The sequence below is a fragment of the Enterococcus larvae genome (assembly GCF_017830045.1).
In the GTDB taxonomy this organism is placed as follows: Bacteria; Bacillota; Bacilli; order Lactobacillales; family Enterococcaceae; genus Enterococcus_L; species Enterococcus_L larvae.
Genome location: NZ_JAEDXU010000002.1, coordinates 43,984 through 69,719 on the forward strand (window position 1 = coordinate 43,984; position 25,736 = coordinate 69,719).

Sequence of the window (25,736 nt, forward strand, 5' to 3'; positions counted from 1 at the left end):
GAAAGTTAGTGCAAAAAGGAAGAATCGTTAAAGTATCTGGTCCTTTGATCATGGCAGACAATATGTCTGATGCCAGTGTGCAGGACATCTGTCATGTCGGAGACCTAGGAGTAATTGGAGAAATCATTGAGATGCGCGGTGACGTTGCATCAATTCAGGTATATGAGGAAACAACAGGGATCGGTCCCGGAGAACCAGTGGTCACTACAGGAGAGGCACTTTCTGTAGAATTGGCTCCCGGTTTGGTATCTCAAATGTTTGATGGGATTCAGCGTCCGCTGGATACCTTTGCGGAAGTGACACAGAGCAATTTTTTAGGCAGAGGGGTAAAAATCCCAGCATTGGATCGTGAGAAAAAATGGTTATTTGAGCCGACTGTAACAGTTGGAGAAGAGGTATCTGCAGGCGACATCGTAGGTATTGTTCAAGAAACGAGCGTTATCAAGCATCAAATCATGGTTCCTTTTGGCATTTCAGGCATAGTCAAGGAAATCAATGCAGGGAAATTCACGATTGAAGAAACTGTTTATACGATCGAAACACAACAAGGCTTAAAAGAGTTTACGATGATGCAGAAATGGCCAGTACGTAAAAGTCGACCGATTTTCGAAAAGCTGAATCCTGATGCACCAATGATCACAGGTCAGCGTGTCATTGATACCTTTTTCCCAGTGACTAAAGGCGGGGCTGCAGCAGTTCCCGGACCTTTCGGAGCAGGGAAAACAGTTGTTCAGCATCAAATCGCTAAATGGGCAGATGTTGATCTGGTAGTTTATGTCGGCTGCGGTGAACGTGGGAACGAAATGACGGATGTATTGAATGAATTTCCAGAGCTGATTGACCCGAATACTGGGAAATCACTGATGGAGCGTACAGTATTGATCGCTAATACCTCTAATATGCCGGTGGCAGCACGTGAGGCATCAATTTATACTGGTATCACCATTGCGGAATATTTCCGTGATATGGGCTATTCTGTAGCGATCATGGCGGACTCTACTTCACGTTGGGCGGAAGCACTTCGTGAAATGAGCGGACGTTTGGAGGAAATGCCTGGTGATGAAGGGTACCCTGCTTATCTGGGCAGTCGATTAGCAGAATACTATGAACGTGCTGGTCAGGCAGTTGCTTTAGGAAAAGACCATCGTGAAGGAAGCATCACAGCGATTAGTGCAGTGTCGCCTTCTGGAGGAGATGTTTCTGAACCTGTGACACAGAATACGCTTCGTGTAGTAAAGGTATTCTGGGGACTAGATTCTATTTTGGCGCAAAAGCGTCATTTCCCGTCAATCAACTGGCTGCAAAGCTACTCTTTATACAGCTCGGAAGTAGGGAAATATCTGGATCAGCAGCTGCAGCAGGACTGGTCAGGGATGGTTGCAGAAGGAATGCGTATTCTTCAAGAAGAATCACAGCTGGAAGAAATCGTTCGTTTGGTCGGGATTGATTCATTGTCTGACAAAGACCGTCTGACTTTGGAAGTTGCGAAATCTTTACGTGAAGATTATCTGCAGCAAAATGCGTTTGACGACGTCGATACCTTTACTTCAAGAGACAAGCAGTTCAAAATGATGAACTTGATTTTAACGTTCTTTGAAGAAGGCAAGAAGGCGTTGGATTTAAATGCATACTTTTCAGAAATCATCAATGGAACTGCCGAAATCCGTGACAGAATTGCACGAAGTAAATATGTGCCTGAAGATGAAATCAGTCGATTGGATGATTTAGTTGAGGAAATCAAAACAACAATGAAACAAATCGTTGCAGATGGAGGGATGACAAATGATTAAAGAGTATCGCACAATCAATGAAGTTGTTGGTCCCTTGATGATCGTAGAAAAGGTTGAAGGCGTTAAATATGAAGAGCTGATTGAGGTTCGCATGCAAAATGGCGAAATTCGAAGAGGTCAGGTTCTTGAAGTAAACGGCGATAAAGCGATGGTTCAGATTTTTGAAGGAACCAGCGGCATCAATATTCGTGACTCAAAAGTTCGCTTTTTGGGTCACCCCCTTGAACTTGGTGTATCTGAGGATATGGTGGGACGCGTGTTTGATGGCTTAGGTCGTCCAAAGGATAACGGCGTTGATATTCTTCCTGAAAAAAGAGTTGATATCAATGGTGAAGTAATCAATCCGGTCAGCAGAGACTATCCAGATGAATTTATCCAGACGGGGATTTCTGCTATCGATCATTTGAACACACTTGTTCGTGGGCAAAAGTTACCGGTATTCTCTGCTTCTGGTTTGCCCCATAAAGAACTGGCGGCTCAAATCGCTCGTCAAGCCAACGTGTTGAATAGTGATGATGACTTCGCTGTCGTTTTTGCAGCAATTGGAATCACATTTGAAGAAGCGGAATTCTTTATGGAGGATTTCCGTCAGACAGGAGCGATCGATCGCTCTGTGTTGTTCATGAACCTTGCGAATGATCCGGCAATCGAGCGGATCGCTACACCTCGTATGGCTTTGACAGCGGCAGAATATCTGGCGTATGAAAAAGGAATGCATGTTTTAGTTATTATGACTGATATGACAAACTACTGTGAAGCACTTCGTGAAATTTCTGCTGCCAGACGTGAAGTACCGGGACGGCGCGGCTATCCAGGTTACCTGTATACGAACTTGGCAACACTCTATGAACGTGCCGGTCGTATCCGCGGTTTGAAAGGGTCTGTGACTCAAATTCCAATCCTGACAATGCCGGAGGAAGATAAAACACATCCAATTCCCGATTTGACAGGGTATATTACAGAAGGACAAATTATCTTGTCCAGAGATTTGTATAAAAAAGGCATTCAGCCGCCAATCGATGTATTGCCATCTCTTTCTCGTTTGAAGGACAAGGGAACAGGAGAAGGGAAGACACGTGTCGATCACGCACCTACAATGAATCAGCTGTTTGCGGCGTATGCGCAAGGGAAGCAGGCGAAAGAACTAGCTGTTGTTTTGGGGGAATCTGCATTGTCGGATGTCGACCGAATTTATGCGAAATTTGCGGATAGATTTGAAAATGAATATGTCAATCAAGGGTTCCATGAGAACCGTTCGATTACAGAAACACTCGATTTAGGTTGGGAGCTGTTGTCAATGCTGCCAAGAACTGAATTGAAACGAATCAAGGATGATATGCTGGATGCTTATTTGACTGAGGGAGAGTGATCACGATGGCTAGATTGAATGTGAATCCGACCCGTATGGAGCTTACTCGTCTGAAAAAGCAGCTGGGAACTGCCAGCAGAGGGCATAAGCTTTTGAAGGACAAGCAGGACGAACTGATCCGTCAATTCATTCTGCTGGTGAGAAAAAATAATCAGCTTCGAATCGAAGTTGAAGAAGAGCTGACTGGTGCATTGTCAAGCTTTGTTCTGGCAAGCAGCACCTTGAATGAGGCGTTCATTGAAGAGTTAGTATCTATTCCAGCTAGTGAAGTAGCGGTTGATGTTATTGAGAAAAATGTAATGAGCGTAGCAGTTCCCATCATGAATTTTCATTATGATGAAGAGATCGTTGAATCACCTTTAAACTATGGATATCTGAATTCTAATGCAGAGCTAGACGTCTCCTTCGATAAAATTTCATCGATTTTGCCTAAGCTGTTAGAACTGGCTGAGGTGGAAAAGACCTGTCAATTGATGGCGGAAGAAATCGAGAAAACGAGACGTCGTGTGAACGCACTGGAATATATGACGATCCCACAATTAGAAGAAACGATTTATTATATCAAAATGAAGCTTGAAGAGAATGAACGGGGCGAAATCACTCGTTTGATCAAAATCAAGGATATGGGTTCTTAAAATTCAGTAACTTCATACTCAAGTAGTTGAAAATCGTACAACATGAGTACAGAGGATTCAAGCCTTTGTCTAACTGGATGGATAGTATCATTGGTAAGCGCTGGGGAAGGAATAAAATCCTTTCTCAGTGTTTTTTCTATTTGCTCCAGAAGCGATCATACCTGATGGGAAGATAGGATGCATAATAAAATTGGGCTTATGAAATCCTTTCTATCAGTCTTATAAATAAGAGCTTGATAACGTCTCAGTCCATTTTAGTTTCTGCATCATCTTCCTTTTATTAATTGGAAAAATCTCTTCAGAGCGTTATTTAACGACGATTTTCACTGTTTTTAAGATTCTCCAATTTTACTTAATAATCTTTAAAGAAGAACGTGGATATTTTCATTATTGATTTGTTTGAGCTATGATTATATATAGATCCTGTAAAAGAAATGGATATTGCAGTTATTTCTTTTTGGTTATACTGCAGGGAAAAAATCACTTTTGGTGTAATGAAGGCTATAATAGGGTTTATAGACCTTAAAGTGAAAATATGTAAAAAAGGTGGATACTACAAATGAAAATAAAATATGCAGCACTGGCAATGACAACAATGTTGGCGATTGGAGCAGTTGGAACAGCTATACCAATGGCTGTTCAAGCGGATAATACAGATACAGTGATCGATGAGCGCTGGGGAAAACCGACCTTTGTCGCAGGAGCAGGACTATCGGCGGCTCAAAAAGAAGAAACGATGAACATTTTAGGTATAACAGCGGATCAAGTAAACACTCAAACTGCGACAGGGGCAGACTTGATTAAATATCTAGGCTCTGGAAGCGGTGATGATGCTGCAATGCTGAGCTCTGTTGTTGTTACTAGAAAAAATGAAGGGTCCGGTATCACTGTTGATATCGTGACACCGGAAAATATTACTCTAATCACTGCAGATCAGTACAAAAATCCTTTGGTGACTGCCGGTGTTACCGATGCTTCTATCAAAGTAGGAAGTGTGGTCAAGGTAACTGGGGAAAGTGCATTGACTGGCGTGTACAAGGCGTTTGAGGCAAATGGAGAGACGATTGATTCTGATCGTGCACAGCTGGCACAGACGGAGCTGGCGACGACTACTGATGTAGCCAATGAAATTACAGAGGAAGCAACGAGTGATAATGCTGATATGACCGAGGAAGAAAAACAGGCAGCTAACGAGGCTTATCAAACACAGTTGAATCAAACGCTAGTGGATATCAAAAAGGAACTGGCAGATTTGAAAGAGCAAAAGGGTGATTCTGTTACAGCGGCTGAGGTAGAGGAAATTGTAAATAACGCAATAAAAAATAACGGCTTGTCTGAGTATATTTCTCAGGACAGTATCAATCAACTGATTTCATTGGCACAACAGTATCTAAATACAGAGGGTGTCCTATCTAAGGAATCAATTGCTCAGCTGGATAAAATCAGTGAAGGCTTTCAAAACACATTGAACAGTATTGGTGATAAATTTGGAAATCTGACAAGCGCTGTGAAAGCAAATGAAGGTTTTTTCCAAGGATTATGGAATTCTATTACAGATTTCTTTGGTAATCTATTCAACTAAACAGCTATTAAAAACAGCGTTCAGCGACCTTATGCAAGGCTGCTGAACGCTGTTTTTCTTTTATTCAATGTACTTGTGGCCTCATGAGAACAGCCAATAGCTGATCAAAAGAACACCGAGAACGATACGATACCAGCCGAATACAGTAAAATCATTTTTCCTGATATAGTTAAGCAGGAATTTGATGACAATGATTGAAACAAAGAAGGCTACGACTGCGCCGACCAATAAAATAATAAATTCGGAAAAAACAAATGGATTGCCTTTCATCAAGAACTTTGCAATTTTAAGGAGACTTGCGCCAAACATCACTGGAATCCCTAAAAAGAAAGAAAACTCAGTGGCCACGAAACGAGAAGCACCAATGATGATCGCACCCAGAATAGTCGCGCCGGAACGAGAAGTACCTGGAATCAAGGATAACACTTGAAAGAACCCGACAACTGCAGCTGCTTTATAAGTAAACTTATTTAAATCAGTACATTTTGGCACTCTGGTTTTATTTCTCTTTTCAATAATGATGAACGCAACACCATAAATAATCAGCATGAGAGAAACCGTGATGAAATTATGAAAGCGAGCATCGATTGCATCATCGAATAAAAGACCGATAACACCAGCAGGTACACAAGCCACCAATACTTTTTTCCAAAGCTCCCACGTGTCTTGTTTTTCTTCCTGTGTTTTTGTTGGAGAAAATGGATTTAACTTGTGGAAATATAAAACAACGACTGCCATGATCGCACCTAACTGGATGACAACATTGAACATTTCCATAAAATCTGAGCTAAGATTCATCTTGATAAATTCATCTGTTAAGATCAAGTGGCCGGTACTGCTGATCGGCAGCCATTCTGTGATCCCTTCTATAATACCAAGAATAATTGCTTTCCATAAATTTGATAACATAGATTCATTCCTTTCTATGTAAAAATACATACAGTAACAGTATACCGTTAACCGATGAAAAAACCAACCAAGTACGAAAATCATAAGAAAAAAATTTAGATTTACAACCAGCTGCCTACTTAATTTAATTATGTTAAGTGAGAAAAGAGAGGTGTTTTTTGCTCTTTGATGAAATTTAATTTCAATATTTTGTTTTATTGTAATTAATACTTGAAATTATATTCCAAACGAAGTATAATGAAAGCGTATTAATCAGGAGGGAAGAAGAATGTACGGAATTTCAGTATTTTTAGGACAGGACATAACAGCTGAAACTGAAAGCTACATCAGACAAATGAGCAATACGGGATTCAAGGGCATCTTTACATCACTGCATATACCGGAGGATGATGCTTCCTTGTATTTACAGCGACTGAGAAAGCTGGGTGCTATTGCCAAGGAAGAAGGCATGGAGCTGATGGTGGATATTTCCGGCGATGCGTTGGAGCGTGCAGGCTTCTCCTTTGAACGGATAGAGGAGCTTCTTGCAGTCGGAGTGACTGGTTTACGTATGGATTATGATATCTCCAACAGACAAATTGCTGAGCTGTCAAAGCAGCTGACGATTGGATTGAATGCAAGTACACTGACAGCAGATGATATCCAAGAATTGCAGGAATCAAAAGCAGATTTCAATCGCTTTGAAGCCTGGCATAACTATTATCCACGTCCTGAAACAGCGTTAGGGAAAACAGCATTTTATCAAAAAAATGAATGGCTTCAGGAAAACAATATTCGTGTGTACGCTTTTGTTCCAGGAAATGGTGAGCTGAGAGGGCCGCTCTATGATGGACTACCGACGTTGGAAAAGCATCGTTACTTGAATCCTTTAGCAGCGGGATTAGAGTTGAAGGACTTATTAGTGGATGGTGTTTATATCGGTGATCCGCAAATCAATCAGCGGACAATCAATCAGTTCGATGCCTTTTTGAATCTGGATCAGCTAGTGCTTGAAACAGAAAATAAGGGGAGTTCGTACTACGAATACATTCTGGGGGAGCATAGCAATCGTTTAGATGCTGCGAGAGATGTTGTTCGAAGCGCGGATGCTCGTTTTAGGGAGATCCCGATGATCGAGCCTGAGTTTATCCGTGAGCGAACAATAGGCAGTGTAACGGTTGATAATGTGAACTACAGCAGATACATGGGAGAGATTCAAATAGTGAAGAAGGATCTTCCGAAAGAGGAAAAAGTCAATGTTGTTTCAAGTATTGTAGAAGCTGACCTTGCATTGATTCAAGAGATAAAGGCTGGAGCAGCATTTAAATTAGTAGAGAAAGGATTTTTAGAAAATGAATTTAGAAAATCTAACAACTGAGAAACGAAATATGAATACCATGAATTTAGATCAGCTTTCTGTAAAGGAGGCGTTGATTCGAATGAATGAAGAGGATCAAAAGGTTGCTTTAGCAGTGAAGGAAGCATTGCCGGAAATCGAAAAAGTGACAACTCAAATCATTGAAAGCTTCAATAATGGTGGTCGCCTGATTTATATGGGTGCCGGTACAAGCGGGCGCTTAGGTGTTTTGGATGCGGCAGAGTGTGTGCCGACCTTTGGCGTATCACCTGAAATGGTTCAAGGATTGATTGCCGGCGGAGAGCAGGCGATGACGATAGCAGTTGAAGGAGCAGAGGATTCCAAAGAATTAGGGCAACAGGATTTGATCGACCTAGACTTGAAGGAAAATGATTTTGTTGTCGGGATAGCAGCTAGCGGTCGGACCCCTTATGTGATCGGCGGTTTAGAATATGCTCGTCAAATCGGAGCAGGCACAGCTTCTCTTTCTTGCAATAAAAATGCAGAAATCAGTCAGTATGCAGAAACAGCGATCGAAGTAGATGCTGGACCGGAATTTTTGACAGGCTCTACACGATTGAAATCAGGAACCGCACAGAAATTGATTTTGAATATGCTGTCAACTGTTTCCATGATTGGGATCGGTAAAGTATACGGTAATCTGATGGTTGATGTTAAGCCAACTAATGAGAAGCTGGTTGAGCGTTCAAAACGAATCATCATGGAAGCGACATCCTGTGATTATGAAACAGCTGAAAACTACTTCAGTAAGTCTGATGAAAATGTAAAGCTGGCGATCGTTATGCTTTTGACGAGTTGCAGCAAAGAGGAAGCAGAAGAAAAATTAATCAAGGGCAATCATTTTATTAAAAATACAATTTCTAACTAAGGAGGAAAAGATGATGGCAGATGAAAAGATTCAACGTTTGGCTAGGGAAATATATGAAGAAGTCGGCGGTATGGGAAATGTAGAGAAACTGCGTCATTGTATGACACGTGTTCGAATGGATATTCGTGATTATGACAAAGTCGATCTGGAAAAATTGAAGGCAATTGATGGTGTAATGGGTGTGGTGGAAGATGATACACTACAGGTCGTGATCGGTCCCGGAACGGTCAATAAAGTGGCGCAGGAAATGGTTGACATGGCGGGTGTCAAATTAGGCGAAGCATTTCCTTCAAGCGAAACAGCGGCTGGAGAAGGCAAAAGCGGAAAGCAGCTTGTAGAAGAAAAGGCTGCACAGATGAAAGCTGAACAGAAAGAAAAACATAAGAACAGCTCTCCATTCAAAGCAATTTTAAAATCAATCTCCAATATTTTTGTTCCGCTGATTCCAGCCTTTGTAGGAGCTGGTATTATCGGAGGAATCGCTGCTGTTATGTCAAATCTGATCGTTGCCGGCGATATCGGTACATCTTGGCAGCAATATGTTGATGTATTGAACATCATCAAGAACGGGATATTCGCCTATCTTGCATTATATACTGGGATCAACAGTGCCAGTGAATTTGGTGCAACGCCTGCACTGGGCGGAATCATTGGTGGCGTGACTATGTTGACTGGGATGAATGCGGAAGCGCCATTGCCTAATTTATTCACAGGAGGTACATTATCTGCAGGACAAGGCGGGATCATCGGGGTGATTTTTGCTGTATGGTTACTGTCTTTGCTGGAAAAACAATTACACAAAGTAATTCCTGATTCTATCGATATTATTGTGACGCCGACAATCACACTATTGGTTATTGGTTTAGCAACGATTTTCTTGATTATGCCGGTTGCTGGTGTGATTTCAAACAGCTTGGTTGGTGTTATCAATACCATCCTTGAAAGAGGCGGAATGTTCGCAGGGTTTACATTAGGCTTGACCTTCCTGCCGATGGTTATGTTTGGTCTTCATCAAATTTTGACACCTATCCATATGGAAATGATTGCTCAGACTGGTCAAACGCTACTATTGCCGATTTTGGCAATGGCTGGTGCTGGTCAGGTGGGTGCGGCGCTTGCTTTATGGGTTCGTTGCAGAAAAGATACGAAATTAGTCGAAATGATCAAAGGAGCATTACCAGTTGGTATTCTAGGTATTGGCGAACCGTTGATCTATGGAGTTACCTTACCGTTGGGCCGTCCATTCATTACAGCTTGTATCGGTGGTGGTATTGGCGGCGCTGTGATTGGCGCATTCGGTAATGTTGGTGCAATTGCAATTGGCCCAAGTGGTGCAGCATTGATTCCATTGATTGCAAACAACCAATGGCTTGCCTATGTGCTAGGCTTGCTGGCTGCATATGCAGGTGGATTCGCAGCAACCTTCTTCTTCGGTATTCCTAAAGACATGAAATGATAATAAACAAAAAAAGACGAGAAAAATCTTGTCTTTTTTTGCCGACTAACAAGAAATAAATAGGTATTATGGGCTATAATAGAATAGAGAAAACAGCAAAGTGAACGATTCTTGCAGTAAAAACAATGAATCGTTCGTTCGTGCAAATGAAGTGAACCGAATATTGGGCATCCTAGATGAAAGAATCAAGAAACAGTCACTGGCTGTTTCTGCATGGCTTTTAAAATCGCGAGGTTATGCGGCAAGGATATCGGATCAGCAAAATGAAGAAACTGAATAGTTATCTGAACAGTTTCTAAAGCATAGGAAAGGGGTTGGCAAGCATGCAGCAAAATATTATCTTAACTATTCGAGATCATCGAGAACATCTGCCAAAATCCGAGCAAAAGATTGCAGATTATATTTTAGAGAACACCAACGAAGTGATCACATTGAGTGCGCAAGAACTGGCCAAACGAGCTGATTCCAGTCCAGCGGCTATTATTCGTTTTTGTCATTCGATGCAGGTCAATGGTTTTACGGAGCTTAAGCTGTTGGTATCTGCAAATCTTGGTTCAGTAGATGCTGAAATGTATACAGAGGTAGAGAAGGAAGAAACAGCGGAAGCAATCAAGCAAAAGCTGAATGTCCGCTTTATCCATGCTTTAGAGCGAACGGCAGATCTACTTGATGAAAAAGATCTTGCCGTCATTCTACCGGAAATCGAGCGGGCAGAAGTTGTTTATGTATATGGATTGGGTGCTTCTTCACTGGTGGCACAAGATGTTTACCAGAAGTTTACTCGGCTGGGAAAAACAGTTTTTTATTCTTTGGATCATCATTTATTGGCCTCTGCATTAGGGACCGGTGAAAAAGAGAGCCTGTTTATTGGGATTTCAAATTCCGGAGAAACAACAGAACTACTGGCTTTATTAGATATAGCGAAGGAAAGCGGGATTTATACAATCGGCATCACTGAAAATGGTTCATCACCATTGGCTGGAAAGAGCGATGTTGTCCTGTTAACTGCAAAAGGGGAGGAAGCCCCATTACGGAGTGCAGCAACTGTATCGTTGATTTCCCAATTGTATATCGTTGACGTCCTTTTCTTTTATTATGCTTCCAACAACTATGATGAGACGATCAAAAAGATTCAACAATCAAGGAATACGGTCGACTATCTAAAAAAATGAATAAATCAAAGAAATGCCAAAAAGCTAAAGGAACATACAGTTATCTGTACGCTCCTTTAGCTTTTTTATATGCTGTTCAGACACATAATCTGCAGGTATATCAATGATTATGCACGACAAGCGAATTTCTTCCTGCTTCTATATAATTTGTATCATTGACTGTATCGATCGTAAATTTCCCATTTTCATAGATAACTGTTGTGACACTACCATTGATCAAATCGAACTGTATCGGCCGACGAGTGTCGATCAGCGAAAGAAAGAATGCAATGGTGTAGCCGTGAGAAACGATGAGGGTGTTGCCTCCATTACTTGCTTCTCTTTTTTTAGCCATATCCTCAAAACCTGTCCAGACACGATCCCTGATTTCTTCATAGGATTCTGCCCATCCAGTTGTATCCGCAGCAACAATCGCTTCGGCGAAATCTTTGTAGGAGACGGAAACCTTTGACATATCCTCCAGACTATCTACATTTAGAATCCGAGCTAGAAGACTCCATAAAATGTTGTTGTATCCACCGTCCAATGAACCAAATCCCCATTCTCGAATCCGTTCATCCATTTCAAATGGAATCGTTTCTTTTTCCTTGTGGTGCTGCAAAATGATCTTTGCAGTTTGGATTGCTCGTCCACTATCACTGGAATAAGCCTCTTCAAAGGGCACCGATTGTAATCCGACACCTAAGTGTTGAATTGTTTGTTTGCCTTCCGGTGTAAGAGGTGTATCTGACCAACCTTGCACTCTGTCGATTGTATTGAACATTGTTTTTCCATGACGGATTAGATAAAGCTTTGTTTCTGTCATTTTTTACACCTCATTTTTTATTTAGTCGATTGGATCGCTTGATTATGACGCTTGGGTCACGTCTTCATGAGTACAACTATCTTCAACAATTGTGCTTTCATAGAAGAGCTGTATTCAGTAGTCAACATCAGAGTTTGATCATGCTTAACAAATGCTGTGGATAAACCAACTATGAATCAAGGATTTGCTGAGCTTTTTTTCGAACACTTATTGTGAATAAATCAGTTTTCAGCATAAACTTCACGACCTTTCCTTTAGGATGGTATTGATTATACTGCGGGTATAAGATAGAAAACAAAAATTCTGTTTCTGTTTTCAAGCAGTAGGGGAAGAAACACCAATATTATAAAGGGATGAGGAAAATATTAAGAATTGGTAAAAGTCGATCTGTTGCAGAAATTTGAGCTGATACAAGGAGAATTTGAGTATGTCTGATTGATGGGGGATTTCTGAAAGAAGTCTATATTACTTTTCTGATATGTCCCATTGATGATATGCAGCTTCATGCAAAAAAAACTGTCAAGCACTTCAGTGTATACAAGCGTCCGACAGTTTTTATACATAAATGATCTAAAGTAAGTTCCTATGGGTCAATTCTTTTTTTCCATCTTCGATATAGTGAAGATCGTTTATTTTATCAATCGTGAAGGTGCCATTTTTGTAAATCAATGTTGTGACACTACCGTTTTCAAGCTCCATTTGCATCGGCAAGGTTTCATCGATCAGAGAGAGCAGGAAAGAAATTGTTAAGCCGTGGGAAACAGCCATGACATTTCCGCCGCCGTCCTTTTCCCGTTGATGAGCCATATCTTCAAAGCCGGACCAGACGCGTTCTCTGATTTTCTCATACGGTTCTGCCCAATCAGCGGTATCAGCTTCAATGATTGCATTGGCGAGCTCTCTATAGGTGATAGTTTTCGACATCATTTCCTCGTAATTATTGAATGCTAGGATACGAGGTACGACACCCCATAATTCTCCATCATACCCGCCGTCTAAAGAGCCGAAGCACCATTCCCTGATACGTTTGTCAGTTCTATAAGGAATCTTTTCTCCTTCGGTATGTTCCTGTAGAATAATTCGAGCTGTTTGCATCGCACGTCCACTATCGCTGGAATAAGCTTCCTTGAATGGAACAGCTTTTAAACCAGCACCAAGCTGCTGAATGACCAGCTCTCCTTCGTTAGTAAGAGGTGTATCTGACCAACCCTGAGTGCGGCCGATCGTGTTGAACATTGTTTTGCCGTGGCGTATGATATAAAGCTTTGTTTCTGTCATCGTGTGAGTCACCTCAATCGTCTTTTTTATTGAAAGAAAGGATTTGTTCTTTTTTCGTGTTCGATTGTTGTTGCATCGCCATGTCCTGGATATGCGGGAAATTCATCTGGAAGAGTGAACAGGTAAGTGCGAATACTGTGGAGCAGCTGCTCCATGTTTCCTGTATACAGATCTGTTCGGCCAATGCTTCCCTTAAACAAGGCATCACCGGTAACAACGAAGTCATCAAAAATGAAACTGACACTTCCTATAGAATGTCCGGGAGTTGGTACAACGGTAAAGGCCATACCGCCGATTTCATACTCTTTCATCTCAAATTCATGTTCCGCTGGCTGTACGATGATATCTGCCATATCATCATGACGTGCTAGTCCGGATAAATTCAATCTTGGATCACCTAGCCATTCTTGCTCTAATGGGCTGACATATACAGGGATATCAAAGTGCTTTCTCAAGCTTTCGACAGCACCGATATGGTCATAATGAGTATGTGTTAGAAGAATTGCTTCAGGCTTTCTTCCAATCTTATCAATTTCGTGAATCAGTCGTTGATCCTCTGCGCCTGGATCTACGATGAGCAAAGATTTTTCATTAAAGATCAGGTAACAGTTTTCTTGAATGATTCCTGTTTTGAGTTGTTCGATTCTCAACATAGTTAACACTACCTCTCCTTCATTGTTATCGTTATTAATTATACAACACTTGAAGGAAGAGTCCAAAGAAGCTGAAATATTTCTAGTTTTAAGTGAGAGAGATGATGATCCGTGTAGCGATCAAGTTTTACTGATCAGAAAAAAAGTTAGAATGGTTTGTTCGGGTTTTCAATGGAGAAGATTAAGAAAATATAAGGGGGAATTCGAAATAACGTAAGTTTTGTTAAGTTGTTTTTGACATTCTGCGGGAAATGGTGTAAATTATCATGGGCATGAAAATTCCGAACGTTTTATATTCTAAGTGTTCGTTTTTTATGTGTTTTCCAAAAAACTACTAAATTGCTGGGAGATAGTAACTATGAAAGTTTTTGATTATGAAGATGTACAGCTGATTCCTAATAAATGTATCGTCAACAGCCGTTCAGAATGTGATACGACTGTTCGTTTAGGTGCGCACGAATTTAAGATGCCTGTGGTTCCTGCAAATATGCAGACAATCATCGATGAGACCATTGCAGAGTTTCTAGCAGAAAATGGGTATTTCTATATTATGCATCGTTTTGATGAAGAAGCTCGTATTCCTTTCATTAAAAGAATGAAGGAAAAAGGATTGATTGCATCGATCAGTGTTGGCGTGAAGGCAGGAGAATATGATTTTGTAGAGGACTTGGCGAAGCAGAAGTTAGTTCCTGATTACGTAACGATCGATATTGCTCATGGCCATTCCAATGCAGTTATCAATATGATCCAGCATTTGAAAAAATTCTTACCGGAGACATTTGTGATTGCCGGAAATGTAGGGACGCCTGAAGCAGTTAGAGAATTAGAAAACGCTGGAGCGGATGCGACCAAGGTCGGGATTGGTCCAGGGAAGGTATGTATCACTAAAATAAAAACAGGCTTTGGGACAGGCGGTTGGCAGTTGGCAGCACTTCGTTGGTGTGCAAAGGCAGCTCGCAAGCCAATCATTGCTGATGGTGGAATTCGTACACATGGGGATATCGCAAAATCAGTTCGTTTTGGTGCGACAATGGTCATGATCGGTTCTCTCTTTGCAGGGCATGAGGAGTCGCCAGGGGAAACAAAGGTCGAAAACGGTGTCGTTTACAAAGAATACTTCGGCAGTGCTTCTGAATTCCAAAAGGGCGAGAAGAAGAATGTTGAAGGAAAGAAAATTTGGATCAGATACAAAGGCAAGCTGTCTGATACATTAATTGAGATGCAGCAGGATCTGCAATCCTCTATCTCTTATGCTGGTGGAAAAGATTTGGAATCTGTTCGCAAGGTAGATTATGTTATTGTGAAGAATTCTATTTTTAATGGCGATACAATTTAAGGAAAGACTTTTGGAGGCTGCTTCAAAAGCCTATGCTGAATAAAAAGTTAATAAAAAACGAAAAACGTTGGAGGAAAGTATTCCTTCGACGTTTTTTTGATTCAAAAAATCCCTAAAAAAGAATCCATATACCATCTATTTGGATTCTTTTTTGTTGTTTTTTCTTCTTTTTCATGCTATTGTAATCTAAATGGATTCCATATGGATGGTAAAGGAGCTGAGAGATATGTCAAATGAAACAGAAAAGCTAACAATTAATTTAGGTGTAGTCGAATTGGCCCAGATAGATGTTCTCGTGGAGCAGGGGATCTATTCCAATCGATCCGATCTAATTCGAACAGCTGTCAGAAAGCAGTTGGAGGTTCATAGCGAGCGAATCGATCAACAACTGCTGCCAGTTTCAACAAAAAAAGAATGGACAAAAACAGTTGGGATTCTTTCGCTTTCAAAGAAAAATCTGGAAAAGCTTGCTGAGGACAATGAGAAGATCAGTGTCAGTGTCATTGGCATGTTGATCATTGATCAAAAAGTCAATCGAGAGCTATTTGAAAAGACGGTTGATGATGTTTTGATACGGGGGAAGTTAGTTGCGTCTGATGAGATAAAGGAGCTAGTCCGAGAAATGAACTAAATGAGAGAAGTTGATTTCTATTTTTTAAGTAAAGAAACTGCACGGAACTATTTTAAGGAATATCTGTATTATTTTTGAAGAAATAGTTTTTAGATGAGAGTAACAGTTAAAAAGGTAAGGTCAGGAAAGAGGCTGAGACAGAAGTGTTTAGCTACAAGCAATAAGCCGGAATTCACGAAAATTGTTTCACAAATTTTTGTTGAATTCCGGCTTATTGTCGTAGGAGCTACTTCTGACTCGCCGTTTATTCGGATTTAGGGTATGGAAAAGAGTGGCAACAGATTATTGTCCCACTCTCTTTATTTATACCCAAAGAGAAGAGGGGAATCTTTCTTCAAAAAAAATGGACAATCATATACAAATAAATTAATTGTTCTTTTTTACTTTACCTGTCGTAGTAATCGTGGTATTATAATTACAACGACAGACGTAGTACGATGGATGAAGTAATTTCGGAGGTGGTTGAATGATTGGAAGTGACGCAATCCGCGGCTATAATGATACGTTTATTCTGACCATTCTCTCAGAAGGCGACTCTTACGGATACGAAGTATCGAAAAGAATCAGAGAGGTTTCTCAAGATAATTATTCGATCAAAGAGACGACATTATATTCTGCTTTTACACGATTGGAGAAGAACGGTTTTATTGACTCCTATCCGGGACAAATTACTCACGGAAAGAAGCGGACCTATTACAAAATCACGGAATCCGGAAAAAATTATTTGAATGAAAAAATAGAAGAGTGGCAGCTGACGAAAACAGTTGTGGAATGCTTTATCAAGGAGGAAGAAGAATGAACACAATTCGAGACTATATAGAAAGCCTGTTTTTGGGGATTCAGGAAACTCCTCAAATACAGAAGCTAAAAGAGGATTTGCTGGCGGGGGCAGAAGACCGTTATGAGGACTTGAAAAGTCAGGGGAAATCTGAGAACGAAGCAATCGGCTCTGTGATTTCTGAATTTGGGAACATTGATGAGTTGTTGGAAGAAATGAACATGAAGAAAGAGTACAGCGAAGAAATGGGCAGAGAAATCGATGAAATCATGATCGATGAAGCAGAAACATTTCTAAAGGTTCAAAGAAAAGGCGCGTTCTTTATTTCCATTGGTGTAGCGGCGATCATCCTTGGTGCAGCCATGATGTTTGGCTCACAAGCTTTGTATGGCGAAAGAATGGGAGAAGCAATTGGTTTTGTTTTTCTTCTAGGCGGAGTTGCGATCGGTGTCCCATTGTTTATTACGGCAGGTACTAGTATGTCAAACAATCGCCAATCTCTGAATGACCGGTTGATTCCAGTTCAGGTCAAGAAATTAGTGGAGACTAAGAAGGCTGAATTCCAACGATCATATGTATTCAGTATCTCTGCCGGTGTTGTTTTTTGTATCATCGCAGCAGCGCCATTGATGTTTTTCACAACAATGAGTGATAATGAGCGCTATGAAATGTTGGGCTTAGGGCTTACCTTGCTATTGGTCTCAGCTGGCGTCTTCCTGTTCATCTATGCAGGAGTCATCATGGGCAGTTTTACCCAACTGTTGAAGCATAAATACTTTATCAGTGATGAAGACAAACTTGGGCCAAAGGCAAAAGCAGAAAAAAATAAAAAAAAACCCGTTTTTTGGCTGATTATTGAAAAAGTCTATTGGCCGATCGTCGTCGTTATTTTTCTTTCTCAAAGTTTCTTATTTGGCAACTGGGGAACATCTTGGATCATTTTTCCGGTAGCTGGTATTTTGTTTGGGATATTTGAAAGTATCTTTACTTCTAATGAGTAAGGAAGAAATAAATAGTGGGAAAGCAAAGGCAGAAAAAAATCTGCCTGCTAACCTCGCAAAAAAAGCTGATCTGTTACCGAAATTATTTCGGTTTCAGATCGGCTCTTTTTTGTTTAGTATTCTCTAAAAATTGTTTGCATCGCTCTTTTTAATGGAAAGTAAGCAAATGAAACAATAATAATTGTCGTGATTACATTTAATACAGTTGCAAGCAGCATAGAGAATGAACCAGTAAAGGCTAGATTGAAGCTGCTGCCGGCAATCATAGCGAAAGCGGTATTCTTCAGCTGAGTCATGAGGATTTTTGTCAGACCGGTAACAACAGCTACCGTGATCAGCTTTTTGAAGCTATCAATATTATTATGAAATGCAGCAATGACCAATGCCGCCGCACCGCCGACAATAAAACTCTCAAAGAAGAAATAAGGAGCTTCTGCGGCAAAGCCATTCATTAAATCAAAAATTGCAAATCCCAGCCCGCCTGCAAGGGCGCCTCTTGTGTAACCTAGTAAAAGTACAGCCAGCAATAATACCGCATTGCCTAAATGAGCAAAGGCTCCAGTTGGCAATGGGATTTTCAGCATTGTACCAAGGATCGTCAATGCTGTAAATAAGGCGATCAATACAATGGATAGTGTTGTGTTTCTCTTCTTCATTTTTTAAGCTCCTTTAATCATTTATACTAATCAGTCATCCGTTGCTCTGCCTGGTTGTACGCACCGTGCCAGACATGCCCCAAAAACGGATTGATTTTTTGACCATTTTCAATTGCTGCAGCGACAAAATTCTTCGCTGTACGAACTGCTTTTTCAACAGAATAGCCTTTCGCCAATCCAGCAGTGATTGCAGCAGCAAAGGTACAGCCGGCACCGTGATTGTAATCAGTCGCTATTTTTTTATGTCCCAGCAAAGTGAACTCCGTACCATCATAAAACAGATCAACTGCATTTTCTGTTGCTAAGCGATGCCCGCCTTTGATAACAACAGCTTTAGGACCTAATAGAAGAATCTTTTTCGCTGCATCCTTCATCTGATCCACCGAGGTCAAGTCTCCCATTTCGGAAAGAATCCCAGCTTCCACCAGATTTGGAGTGGTAATCGTTGCTTTAGGTAGTAGGTGGCGAATCATTGCCGCAACATTCTCTGGCTGCAATAGTTCACTGGTACCTTTACAAGCCATAACTGGATCGATCACAATATTTTTCATATCGAATCTATCAATATACTGTCTGGTAATCTCGATTGCTTCGACGGTTCCCAGCATACCTGTCTTCATAGCATCAAGTGCACCACCGGCAAAAATTGTTTTCAGCTGTTTATCTACCAACTGAGGATCAATTGGCGTCACTGTATGGCTCCAGCCTTCATCCGGGTCCATTGTAACGATACTAGTCAAGGCAGAAAAGCCGAATGTACCATATTCTTGAAAGGTTTTTAAGTCTGCCTGAATTCCTGCGCCGCCGCTTGAATCCGAACCAGCAACAGTCAATACTTTTTTGATCATGATAATTTCCCCCTTATAATACGTTTAAGCGAATAAATAGTATTGTATACCAGTCGAGCATTGACAAAAACAGCCAATTGGATTATTTTTAACTCATCCAATTTTTGATCGGAGGAAAATAATGTGGCACTTAGATAAAAGAGAAGGTCTTCCTGTCTATCAACAGATTTCTGAGTTGATTCTTTCTACTGTAAAAAGTGGAGAGCTGTTGCCGGGGGACAAATTACCTGCAGAAAGAAAGCTGGCTGCTCAACTTGGGGTAAATCGCTCAACAGTTGTTCATGCGTTGGAAGAACTGGAGGATATGGGATGGATCGTCAGGAAGCAGGGAAGCGGTTCGTTCATTGCGGAAGGAAAATGGGGCGTTACATCGGCTGCTAGAACAGATTGGAAAAGGTACCTTGAGCAGAATGCTTTCAGCAAAACAGAGCCCTTCATAGAAGATATGAAACAGCTTTTACGAAATGGAGGGGATCAATTAATTGATGGATATACAGGGGAGCTGCCTCTTGAATTGATTCCTAGCTTTGAAATCCCTTCACTGACATGGAAACAATTTTTGGAGGAAGAACAGCAGGATGATTTTGGCTATTTTCCGCTAAGAGAGTCAATTTGCCGTATGACAGCAGAAGAGTATGGTTTTTCTTTGCAAAAGGAAACATTGTTGATCACTTCTGGTGCGCAGCAGGCATTGTTCATGATTTTGCAGGTTTTGCTGCGTGCAGGGGACAGTGTAGCGATTGAAGATCCTTCATTTTTGTATGCACTACCGGTTTTTCAGGCGGCTGGTATTCGATTGTACGGCGTGCCAATGGATCATGAAGGAATCGATTTGGAACAGCTGGAGCAGACGATGAGACAGCATCGAGTAAAAATGGTTATGGTCAACCCATCCTTTCAAAACCCAACAGGAAAAGTCATGGGACGAGCACGGCGTGAGAAGCTTGTTCGATTGTGTCAAAGCTATCAGATTCCCATCATTGAAGATGATGTTTTTGGTCAGCTGAGGCAGATTCCCAGCGAGCAGATCCCGCCATTAAAAAAATTAGATCCGGACAATGTGCTGTATATCGGTTCGTTATCGAAAATACTTGGATCAACGACAAAAATCGGGTGGTTAAGCGCACCGTTGTCTGTTAATCGGCAAATTGCAGAGGCAAGAAAAATCATGGACTTTTCCCTTAGTATCTTTCCTCAGGTTCTTGCAAATATTGCTTTGAACGATCCCAACTTTTATGAGCGACTGACTGATTTAAAGCAGGAAATCAAGAATCGAGGAACAGCAATCTGCGATATCCTCAATGAGCTGGAGGGGTGGACTGTAAAAGCGCCGCAAGGAGGATTTTATGTATGGGCAACCTTTTCAAAAGGAAACTTAAAGCAGCATGAATGGCAGTATTTTCTTAAAGAGGGACTGCTGGTTGCGCCCAGTTTTTTGTTTAGTGCGTACAAAAACAGCATTCGTATCAATTTCTCCAGAATTCCAAAGGAGCAGCAATCATTGTTTCGTGAAAAAATGGAGCGAATCACTGAGCAGCTTTTAGCAAATAGAAAAAAATGAAAAGACACGCAGCTGCTTGATTAGAAAATGTTAGAAGCAGCTTTTCTTAGCTGTAATAGATAGGGGGAATTTCTATCCTCCTTCATTTAAAATAGAATTGCGAAATAATGGTAGAAGGCTTCGTGTCTCAAACTTCCAAGATTCTCTCATACTGGGCTTCATGTTTTCCCAAGGTATGATAAAATAATGGTGGAATGGAGGGAATTATATGAACGAAACAATGAATTTACTGCTGAACCGCAGAACATACAGAGATTTTGACGAGAACTATCATTTGCCAGAGGAGGACCTTCAGCAGATTTTGACAGCTGCAAGACAGGCACCAAGTTGGATGAATGGTCAATTCTACAGTATTTTTGTTATTCAGGACAAAGCAACAAGAAAGCAGCTGGTGGATTGGAATCCGGGCAACCCTCATATGCTGAAGAGCTCTGTTTTTCTTATTTTTGTTGGTGATCTTCACCGAACACAGCTGATCAGCGAGGCATATGACCGAGAGAACTTTACAGGTGATAGTATCGAACCAGTATTGGTTGCTACGACAGATGCGTCATTAGCATTGGGGAATGCAGTAACTGCAGCTGATAGCCTTGGATTAGGGTCGGTAGTTGTCGGAAGTATTCGTAAGCATAGTAAGGAAATCGGCGAGTTATTGGCATTACCGGAAGGCATGTTTCCTCTATTCGGTCTAAGTATTGGGAAGCCGATCGTTGAGATGAAGGTCAAGCTGAGACTACCTGAAAAGGCCGTTGTCTATTATGAAAAATTCACTCCATATGATTTTTCTTTGATTCAGGAATATGATGAAATCATGGAGAAATTTGCTGAAGCAAGGGAAACAAAAAAATGGAGTATCAAGTTTACAGATTACTTCGCCTCAGAACCGACAATGATCATCGACCAGCTATTAAAAATGAAAAAACTATTTAACAGCTGATAGCTTTACTATGTAATTTTTAACGGATTACTTTCTTAAGCAATTAAGGAATGCTATACTATTAAAGAGAAAAAAACAAATAAAAGAGGTGTTTCATTCATGTCTTGGGAGCAAGTCTATGAACAGTGGATAAACGAAGAAAATTTACCGGAAGAAATGAAAGTAGAATTAAAGGAACTGCATCAGGATGCTGAAAAATGCGAGGATGCTTTTTACGCACCTTTAGAGTTCGGTACTGCAGGAATGCGTGGCATCATCGGTGTCGGCATCAATCGGATGAATATTTTTACCATTCGTCAGGCAACAGAAGGTTTGGCTCGTTTTATTGATGCACAGGGTGCTGAGATGAAAAAGAGAGGTGTCGCAATCGCTTATGATTCTCGTCACATGTCTCCGGAGTTTGCGATGGAATCAGCAAGAACATTAGCACAACACGGTATTTCAGCTTACGTATTTGAGAGCTTACGTCCAACACCGGAGCTGTCTTTTGCCGTTAGACACCTGAATGCTTTTGCAGGAATCATGATCACTGCTTCTCATAATCCGGCAGCCTACAATGGCTATAAAGTTTATGGCGCTGATGGTGGACAAATGCCTCCGGCAGATGCAGATGCATTGACCTCTTATGTGCGTGCAGTTGAAAATCCGTTGAAAGTAGAAGTACTTCCAGAAGAACAAGTGGAAACCAGCGGATTGATCACGATTATTGGCGAAGAAGTTGATAACGCATATCTGAAAGAGCTTAAATCAGTAACAATCAATCAGAAGCTTATTGATGAAATGGGTGGAGATCTGAAATTGATTTACACACCGTTACATGGCACTGGTAAAATGCTTGGAGAAAAAGCCTTGAAACAGGCTGGCTTCAAACAATTCATGCTGGTTCCTGAACAGGCAGTAGCTGACCCTGATTTTACAACTGTTAAATCACCAAACCCTGAAGAACATTCAGCGTTTGAATATGCAATCCGTTTAGGGGAAAAGGAAAATGCGGATTTACTGATTGCTACCGATCCGGATGCTGACCGTCTGGGTGCGGCAGTTCGACTGCCTAATGGTTCTTATCAAGTTTTGACAGGAAATCAACTTGGGGCAATCATGATCCAGTATATTTTAGAAGCACATAAGCAAGCAGGGACATTACCTGAGAACGCTGTTGTGCTGAAATCTATCGTTTCCAGTGAATTGGCAACGGCTGTCGCTGAGAAATACAACACTAAAATGGTTGATGTTTTGACTGGGTTCAAATTTATTGCAGAAAAGATTGAACAGTATGAAGAAGATCACTCTCAAACCTTCATGTTCGGTTTTGAAGAAAGCTATGGCTATTTGGTAAAATCTTTTGTTCGTGATAAAGATGCGATTCAGGTATTGGTTTTACTGGCAGAGGTAGCTGCATATTATAAAAAACAAGGCAAGACATTGTATGATGGATTGCAGGATATTTTTGCTGAGTACGGCTTCTATAAAGAAAAAACGATCTCTGTTACTTTAAGCGGAATCGAGGGAAGCCAGAAAATCAAAGAGCTGATGGCGAAATTCCGTGAGGAAGCACCGAAGGAATTTGCCGGAACAGCTGTTGTAAAAACAGAAGACTTCAAAGAGCTAACAAGTGTTTCAGCAGATGGTCATGTTGAGAAATTGACGACGCCACCTTCTGATGTACTGAAATATTTCTTGGAAGATGGCAGCTGGATCGCTATCAGACCTTCTGGTACAGAACCGAAAATCAAGTTTTATGTAGCGACAAAAGCAGCCTCTGATGAAGAAGCAAACAGCAAACTTGCTTCATTCGAAGAAGCAGTCAATAAGATTACAGAGTAAGACTCATTGGCAACTGAATGAAGGATTTGGAAAGAGCGCAGGATTATTTTGTCCCTCGCTCTTTCTATTCACTTTTTCATAGTAGGAAGACAAAGAAAGGAGCAACAAAATGGATATTGGATTTATAGGTGCAGGACATATGGGCGGTGCTATGATTGAAGGGCTTTTGAAGGCAGAGGCTGTTTCGGCTGAGCATTTGTTTGTAAAGGGCGGTTCCAGCGGGACTGCGGAGAAGCTGCAGGAGCAGTTGGGCTTTCAATTAGTCGATACGTATCAAGAGTTCAAAAAGTGTAACGTTGTGTTTATTGCCACTGGGGCAACGATCGTTTTGAATATCCTAAAAGAGCTGGCTCCTTTTCTTGCAGAGGACTGTGTCTTAATTTCTGTAGCAGCTGGTCACACAACAGAAGAAGCACAGCTGGCGCTTGGTAAAGGCTATGTTGTTCATGCGATTCCTAATACACCTGTTAGTGTTAATGAAGGTATGATTGGTGTCCATTATGCAGAAAATATCCCTGAACAGGAAAAGAAAATCGCCCGTGAGCTTCTGGAAAGTCTGGGAAAAGTTACTGAAGTACCGGAAAAACTTTTGGGAACAGTAGGAACTGTGGCAGGCTGTAGTCCGGCGTTTGTTGATATATTTATGGAAGCGCTAGGTGATGCAGGGGTCATGGAAGGTCTGCCTAGAACCTTAGCTTATGAGATTGTAGCACAAATGGTATTGGGCTCTGCATGTTTGGCAATTGAAACTGGCAAGCATCCTGCTGAGCTGAAAGATGGTGTGACCTCTCCAGGAGGCAGTACGATCAAAGGGGTAGCCGCACTTGAAAAAAATGGGTTTCGCTATGCATTGATCGATGCAATAAAACAAGCGAACAGTTAGGCTGTTTGCGTAAAATCTATGTATCGTGAGAAATAAGATGATTCTGATAACATAAATCAGATCCGTAGAAAGAGTGGAACTTTATGGAATTAACAGAAGATATTCAAAAAGTTAGTCAGCTATATAAGGTTCTTAGCGATCCTACTCGGTTGCGCATTCTGCTGATTTTGAAAAAGGGTGAGCTGAATGTTACAGCCATTGCTGAGGAGCTGTCTATGGAGCAGTCAGCAGTCTCTCATCAGCTGAAGCTGCTTCGTCAAAACCGTGTAGTGAAGTCAAAAAGAGAGGGAAAAACGATTTACTACTCTCTGGATGATGACCATGTGATTGACATTTTGACTCAGACATTCAACCATATCAATCATCATTAAAAGAGGCTGAGCCAGAAGTGTTTAGCTACAAGCAATAAGCCGGAATTCACGAAAATTGTTTCACAAATTTTTGTTGAATTCCGGCTTATTGTCGTAGGAGCTACTTCTGACTCGCCGTTTATTCGGATTTAGGGTATGGAAAAGAGTGACAACAGATTATTGTCCCACTCTCTTTTAGTAGAAACTGAAACATATTGTTTTTGGAAGAACGCTATTTAAAAAATAGATACATCCACTGTCACAGTCTTTTCAATAGTTGAGTATACTGTTGGACCAGCCAAGTAAGGGACTGGATACGAGTATGAATAAGTTGTCAAAATAGGAGTATATGCTTCGAGATTAAACGTCCCATCAGCCTTCAATGCATCTTCTGAGGTAATATCTTCGTAAATATATTGTTGGGATGCTCGCTCATATTTAATGATTTGATACGTTACTTCAAGAGCAGAATAATCAACTGGATTTCCTTTGACATCAGTGATGCTCTTTACAAGATGCTCAGGCTTGATTGTATAGTTGCCGTTATAATCTTCAACGACTTGAACAGTGGAATAAATCTCTAAGCCAGCATTATCAATAGATTCATACTGTAACTCTGCTCCATTAGGAAAGCTGATCCACCCCCAACTAGAAGCAAGAGCCAAAGTTCCACCAAAAAGAAGACTGACACCAATAATAGATCCTGCAATTATAAACGTTAATTTCTTTTTCATAAATAAACACTCCTTACATATTTTATTATTTAAGTATATCTTGGTAAGAATAAATATTCAATTTATTTTCTTTTTCATTTTGGTTGGCTTTCTTTTTCAAAACTGTGGAGTGAAAAATAAGGGTATTATTTCTAAATCAACTGATTTTTTGAGTGTTCGCTGAACGAAGCTAGTTTCATTACAATAAGTAGGTTGATGACATAACGAATTACCCAAATTAGAGAATACTTCCAGAAGCAGGGGTGCTGAGTTTTTATTATAATTGTAAGGAATTCCCTGATTATAATAAGAAATTAGGGAAAAAGGGTAGTTTTTTTTCGATT

General features: G+C 40.8%; 24 protein-coding genes. 17 read left to right on the plus strand and 7 right to left on the minus strand.

The window, feature by feature from the left end; all coding sequences use genetic code 11:
* Positions 1-8 precede the first annotated feature (8 nt).
* From I6N96_RS04270 to I6N96_RS04285, 4 genes are all read left to right on the plus strand, one after another.
* Positions 9-1,790: a V-type ATP synthase subunit A gene (locus tag I6N96_RS04270; RefSeq protein WP_209556279.1), complete on the plus strand. Its 1,782-nt coding sequence runs from the start codon at positions 9-11 to the stop codon at positions 1,788-1,790.
* Positions 1,783-3,159, plus strand: a complete 1,377-nt coding sequence (locus I6N96_RS04275; protein ID WP_209556280.1) for a V-type ATP synthase subunit B — start codon at positions 1,783-1,785, stop codon at positions 3,157-3,159. The genes I6N96_RS04270 and I6N96_RS04275 overlap by 8 nt, the downstream gene beginning before the upstream one ends.
* Before the next feature lie 5 nt (positions 3,160-3,164).
* Positions 3,165-3,794 (plus strand): V-type ATP synthase subunit D, encoded by a 630-nt coding sequence (locus I6N96_RS04280; protein ID WP_209556281.1) that lies wholly within the window; start codon positions 3,165-3,167, stop codon positions 3,792-3,794.
* Positions 3,795-4,353: 559 nt separating this feature from the next.
* Positions 4,354-5,376 (plus strand): DUF1002 domain-containing protein, encoded by a 1,023-nt coding sequence (locus I6N96_RS04285; protein WP_209556282.1) that lies wholly within the window; start codon positions 4,354-4,356, stop codon positions 5,374-5,376.
* Positions 5,377-5,457: 81 nt separating this feature from the next.
* Here the strand turns inward: I6N96_RS04285 and I6N96_RS04290 are convergent, their stop codons facing one another.
* Positions 5,458-6,285, minus strand: coding sequence for an undecaprenyl-diphosphate phosphatase (locus I6N96_RS04290; protein WP_209556283.1), 828 nt, complete (start codon positions 6,283-6,285; stop codon positions 5,458-5,460).
* A 268-nt stretch (positions 6,286-6,553) separates the two neighbouring features.
* On the opposite strand from I6N96_RS04290, the gene I6N96_RS04295 reads away from it, so the two are divergent.
* From I6N96_RS04295 to I6N96_RS04310, 4 genes are all read left to right on the plus strand, one after another.
* Positions 6,554-7,642: a DUF871 domain-containing protein gene (locus I6N96_RS04295; protein ID WP_209556284.1), complete on the plus strand. Its 1,089-nt coding sequence runs from the start codon at positions 6,554-6,556 to the stop codon at positions 7,640-7,642.
* A complete protein-coding gene (murQ, locus tag I6N96_RS04300; protein ID WP_209556285.1) occupies positions 7,617-8,510 on the plus strand; it encodes an N-acetylmuramic acid 6-phosphate etherase in 894 nt (297 codons plus the stop codon). The genes I6N96_RS04295 and murQ overlap by 26 nt, the downstream gene beginning before the upstream one ends.
* A 13-nt stretch (positions 8,511-8,523) precedes the next feature.
* Positions 8,524-9,966, plus strand: a complete 1,443-nt coding sequence (locus tag I6N96_RS04305) for a PTS transporter subunit EIIC (RefSeq protein WP_209556748.1) — start codon at positions 8,524-8,526, stop codon at positions 9,964-9,966.
* 323 nt (positions 9,967-10,289) lie between these two features.
* Positions 10,290-11,138 carry a MurR/RpiR family transcriptional regulator gene (locus tag I6N96_RS04310; protein ID WP_209556286.1) on the plus strand — a complete coding sequence of 283 codons (849 nt, stop codon included), beginning with the start codon at positions 10,290-10,292 and terminating at the stop codon, positions 11,136-11,138.
* A 100-nt stretch (positions 11,139-11,238) separates the two neighbouring features.
* Here the strand turns inward: I6N96_RS04310 and I6N96_RS04315 are convergent, their stop codons facing one another.
* The 3 genes from I6N96_RS04315 to I6N96_RS04325 all read right to left on the minus strand — a co-directional run bounded on the left by I6N96_RS04315 (position 11,239) and on the right by I6N96_RS04325 (position 13,874).
* Positions 11,239-11,943 (minus strand): histidine phosphatase family protein, encoded by a 705-nt coding sequence (locus I6N96_RS04315; protein WP_209556287.1) that lies wholly within the window; start codon positions 11,941-11,943, stop codon positions 11,239-11,241.
* A gap of 570 nt (positions 11,944-12,513) precedes the next feature.
* Positions 12,514-13,221: a histidine phosphatase family protein gene (locus I6N96_RS04320; RefSeq protein WP_209556288.1), complete on the minus strand. Its 708-nt coding sequence runs from the start codon at positions 13,219-13,221 to the stop codon at positions 12,514-12,516.
* A 26-nt stretch (positions 13,222-13,247) separates the two neighbouring features.
* Entirely contained in the window at positions 13,248-13,874 is a 627-nt protein-coding gene (locus I6N96_RS04325; RefSeq protein WP_209556289.1) for an MBL fold metallo-hydrolase, read from the minus strand.
* 358 nt (positions 13,875-14,232) lie between these two features.
* On the opposite strand from I6N96_RS04325, the gene guaC reads away from it, so the two are divergent.
* The 4 genes from guaC to I6N96_RS04345 all read left to right on the plus strand — a co-directional run bounded on the left by guaC (position 14,233) and on the right by I6N96_RS04345 (position 17,620).
* Positions 14,233-15,210, plus strand: a complete 978-nt coding sequence (gene guaC / locus I6N96_RS04330; RefSeq protein ID WP_209556290.1) for a GMP reductase — start codon at positions 14,233-14,235, stop codon at positions 15,208-15,210.
* A gap of 226 nt (positions 15,211-15,436) precedes the next feature.
* Positions 15,437-15,841 carry a ribbon-helix-helix protein, CopG family gene (locus tag I6N96_RS04335; protein ID WP_209556291.1) on the plus strand — a complete coding sequence of 135 codons (405 nt, stop codon included), beginning with the start codon at positions 15,437-15,439 and terminating at the stop codon, positions 15,839-15,841.
* A 466-nt stretch (positions 15,842-16,307) separates the two neighbouring features.
* A complete protein-coding gene (locus I6N96_RS04340) occupies positions 16,308-16,640 on the plus strand; it encodes a PadR family transcriptional regulator (protein ID WP_209556292.1) in 333 nt (110 codons plus the stop codon).
* A complete protein-coding gene (locus I6N96_RS04345; RefSeq protein WP_209556293.1) occupies positions 16,637-17,620 on the plus strand; it encodes a permease prefix domain 1-containing protein in 984 nt (327 codons plus the stop codon). The genes I6N96_RS04340 and I6N96_RS04345 overlap by 4 nt, the downstream gene beginning before the upstream one ends.
* A gap of 113 nt (positions 17,621-17,733) precedes the next feature.
* Here the strand turns inward: I6N96_RS04345 and I6N96_RS04350 are convergent, their stop codons facing one another.
* A complete protein-coding gene (locus I6N96_RS04350) occupies positions 17,734-18,276 on the minus strand; it encodes an ECF transporter S component (protein ID WP_209556294.1) in 543 nt (180 codons plus the stop codon).
* A 26-nt stretch (positions 18,277-18,302) separates the two neighbouring features.
* Positions 18,303-19,124: a bifunctional hydroxymethylpyrimidine kinase/phosphomethylpyrimidine kinase gene (gene thiD / locus I6N96_RS04355; protein WP_209556295.1), complete on the minus strand. Its 822-nt coding sequence runs from the start codon at positions 19,122-19,124 to the stop codon at positions 18,303-18,305.
* Between the two features lie 121 nt (positions 19,125-19,245).
* On the opposite strand from thiD, the gene I6N96_RS04360 reads away from it, so the two are divergent.
* From I6N96_RS04360 to I6N96_RS04380, 5 genes are all read left to right on the plus strand, one after another.
* Positions 19,246-20,685: an aminotransferase-like domain-containing protein gene (locus tag I6N96_RS04360; RefSeq protein WP_209556296.1), complete on the plus strand. Its 1,440-nt coding sequence runs from the start codon at positions 19,246-19,248 to the stop codon at positions 20,683-20,685.
* A 208-nt stretch (positions 20,686-20,893) separates the two neighbouring features.
* Complete coding sequence (locus I6N96_RS04365; RefSeq protein WP_209556297.1) at positions 20,894-21,622, plus strand: nitroreductase family protein; 729 nt, start codon at positions 20,894-20,896, stop codon at positions 21,620-21,622.
* A 99-nt stretch (positions 21,623-21,721) separates the two neighbouring features.
* Positions 21,722-23,446: a phospho-sugar mutase gene (locus I6N96_RS04370; RefSeq protein ID WP_209556298.1), complete on the plus strand. Its 1,725-nt coding sequence runs from the start codon at positions 21,722-21,724 to the stop codon at positions 23,444-23,446.
* A 109-nt stretch (positions 23,447-23,555) separates the two neighbouring features.
* Complete coding sequence (proC, locus tag I6N96_RS04375) at positions 23,556-24,329, plus strand: pyrroline-5-carboxylate reductase (protein WP_209556299.1); 774 nt, start codon at positions 23,556-23,558, stop codon at positions 24,327-24,329.
* An 83-nt stretch (positions 24,330-24,412) separates the two neighbouring features.
* Positions 24,413-24,700: an ArsR/SmtB family transcription factor gene (locus I6N96_RS04380; protein WP_209556300.1), complete on the plus strand. Its 288-nt coding sequence runs from the start codon at positions 24,413-24,415 to the stop codon at positions 24,698-24,700.
* Between the two features lie 215 nt (positions 24,701-24,915).
* Here the strand turns inward: I6N96_RS04380 and I6N96_RS04385 are convergent, their stop codons facing one another.
* Positions 24,916-25,413: a hypothetical protein gene (locus tag I6N96_RS04385; RefSeq protein ID WP_209556301.1), complete on the minus strand. Its 498-nt coding sequence runs from the start codon at positions 25,411-25,413 to the stop codon at positions 24,916-24,918.
* Positions 25,414-25,736 lie beyond the last annotated feature (323 nt).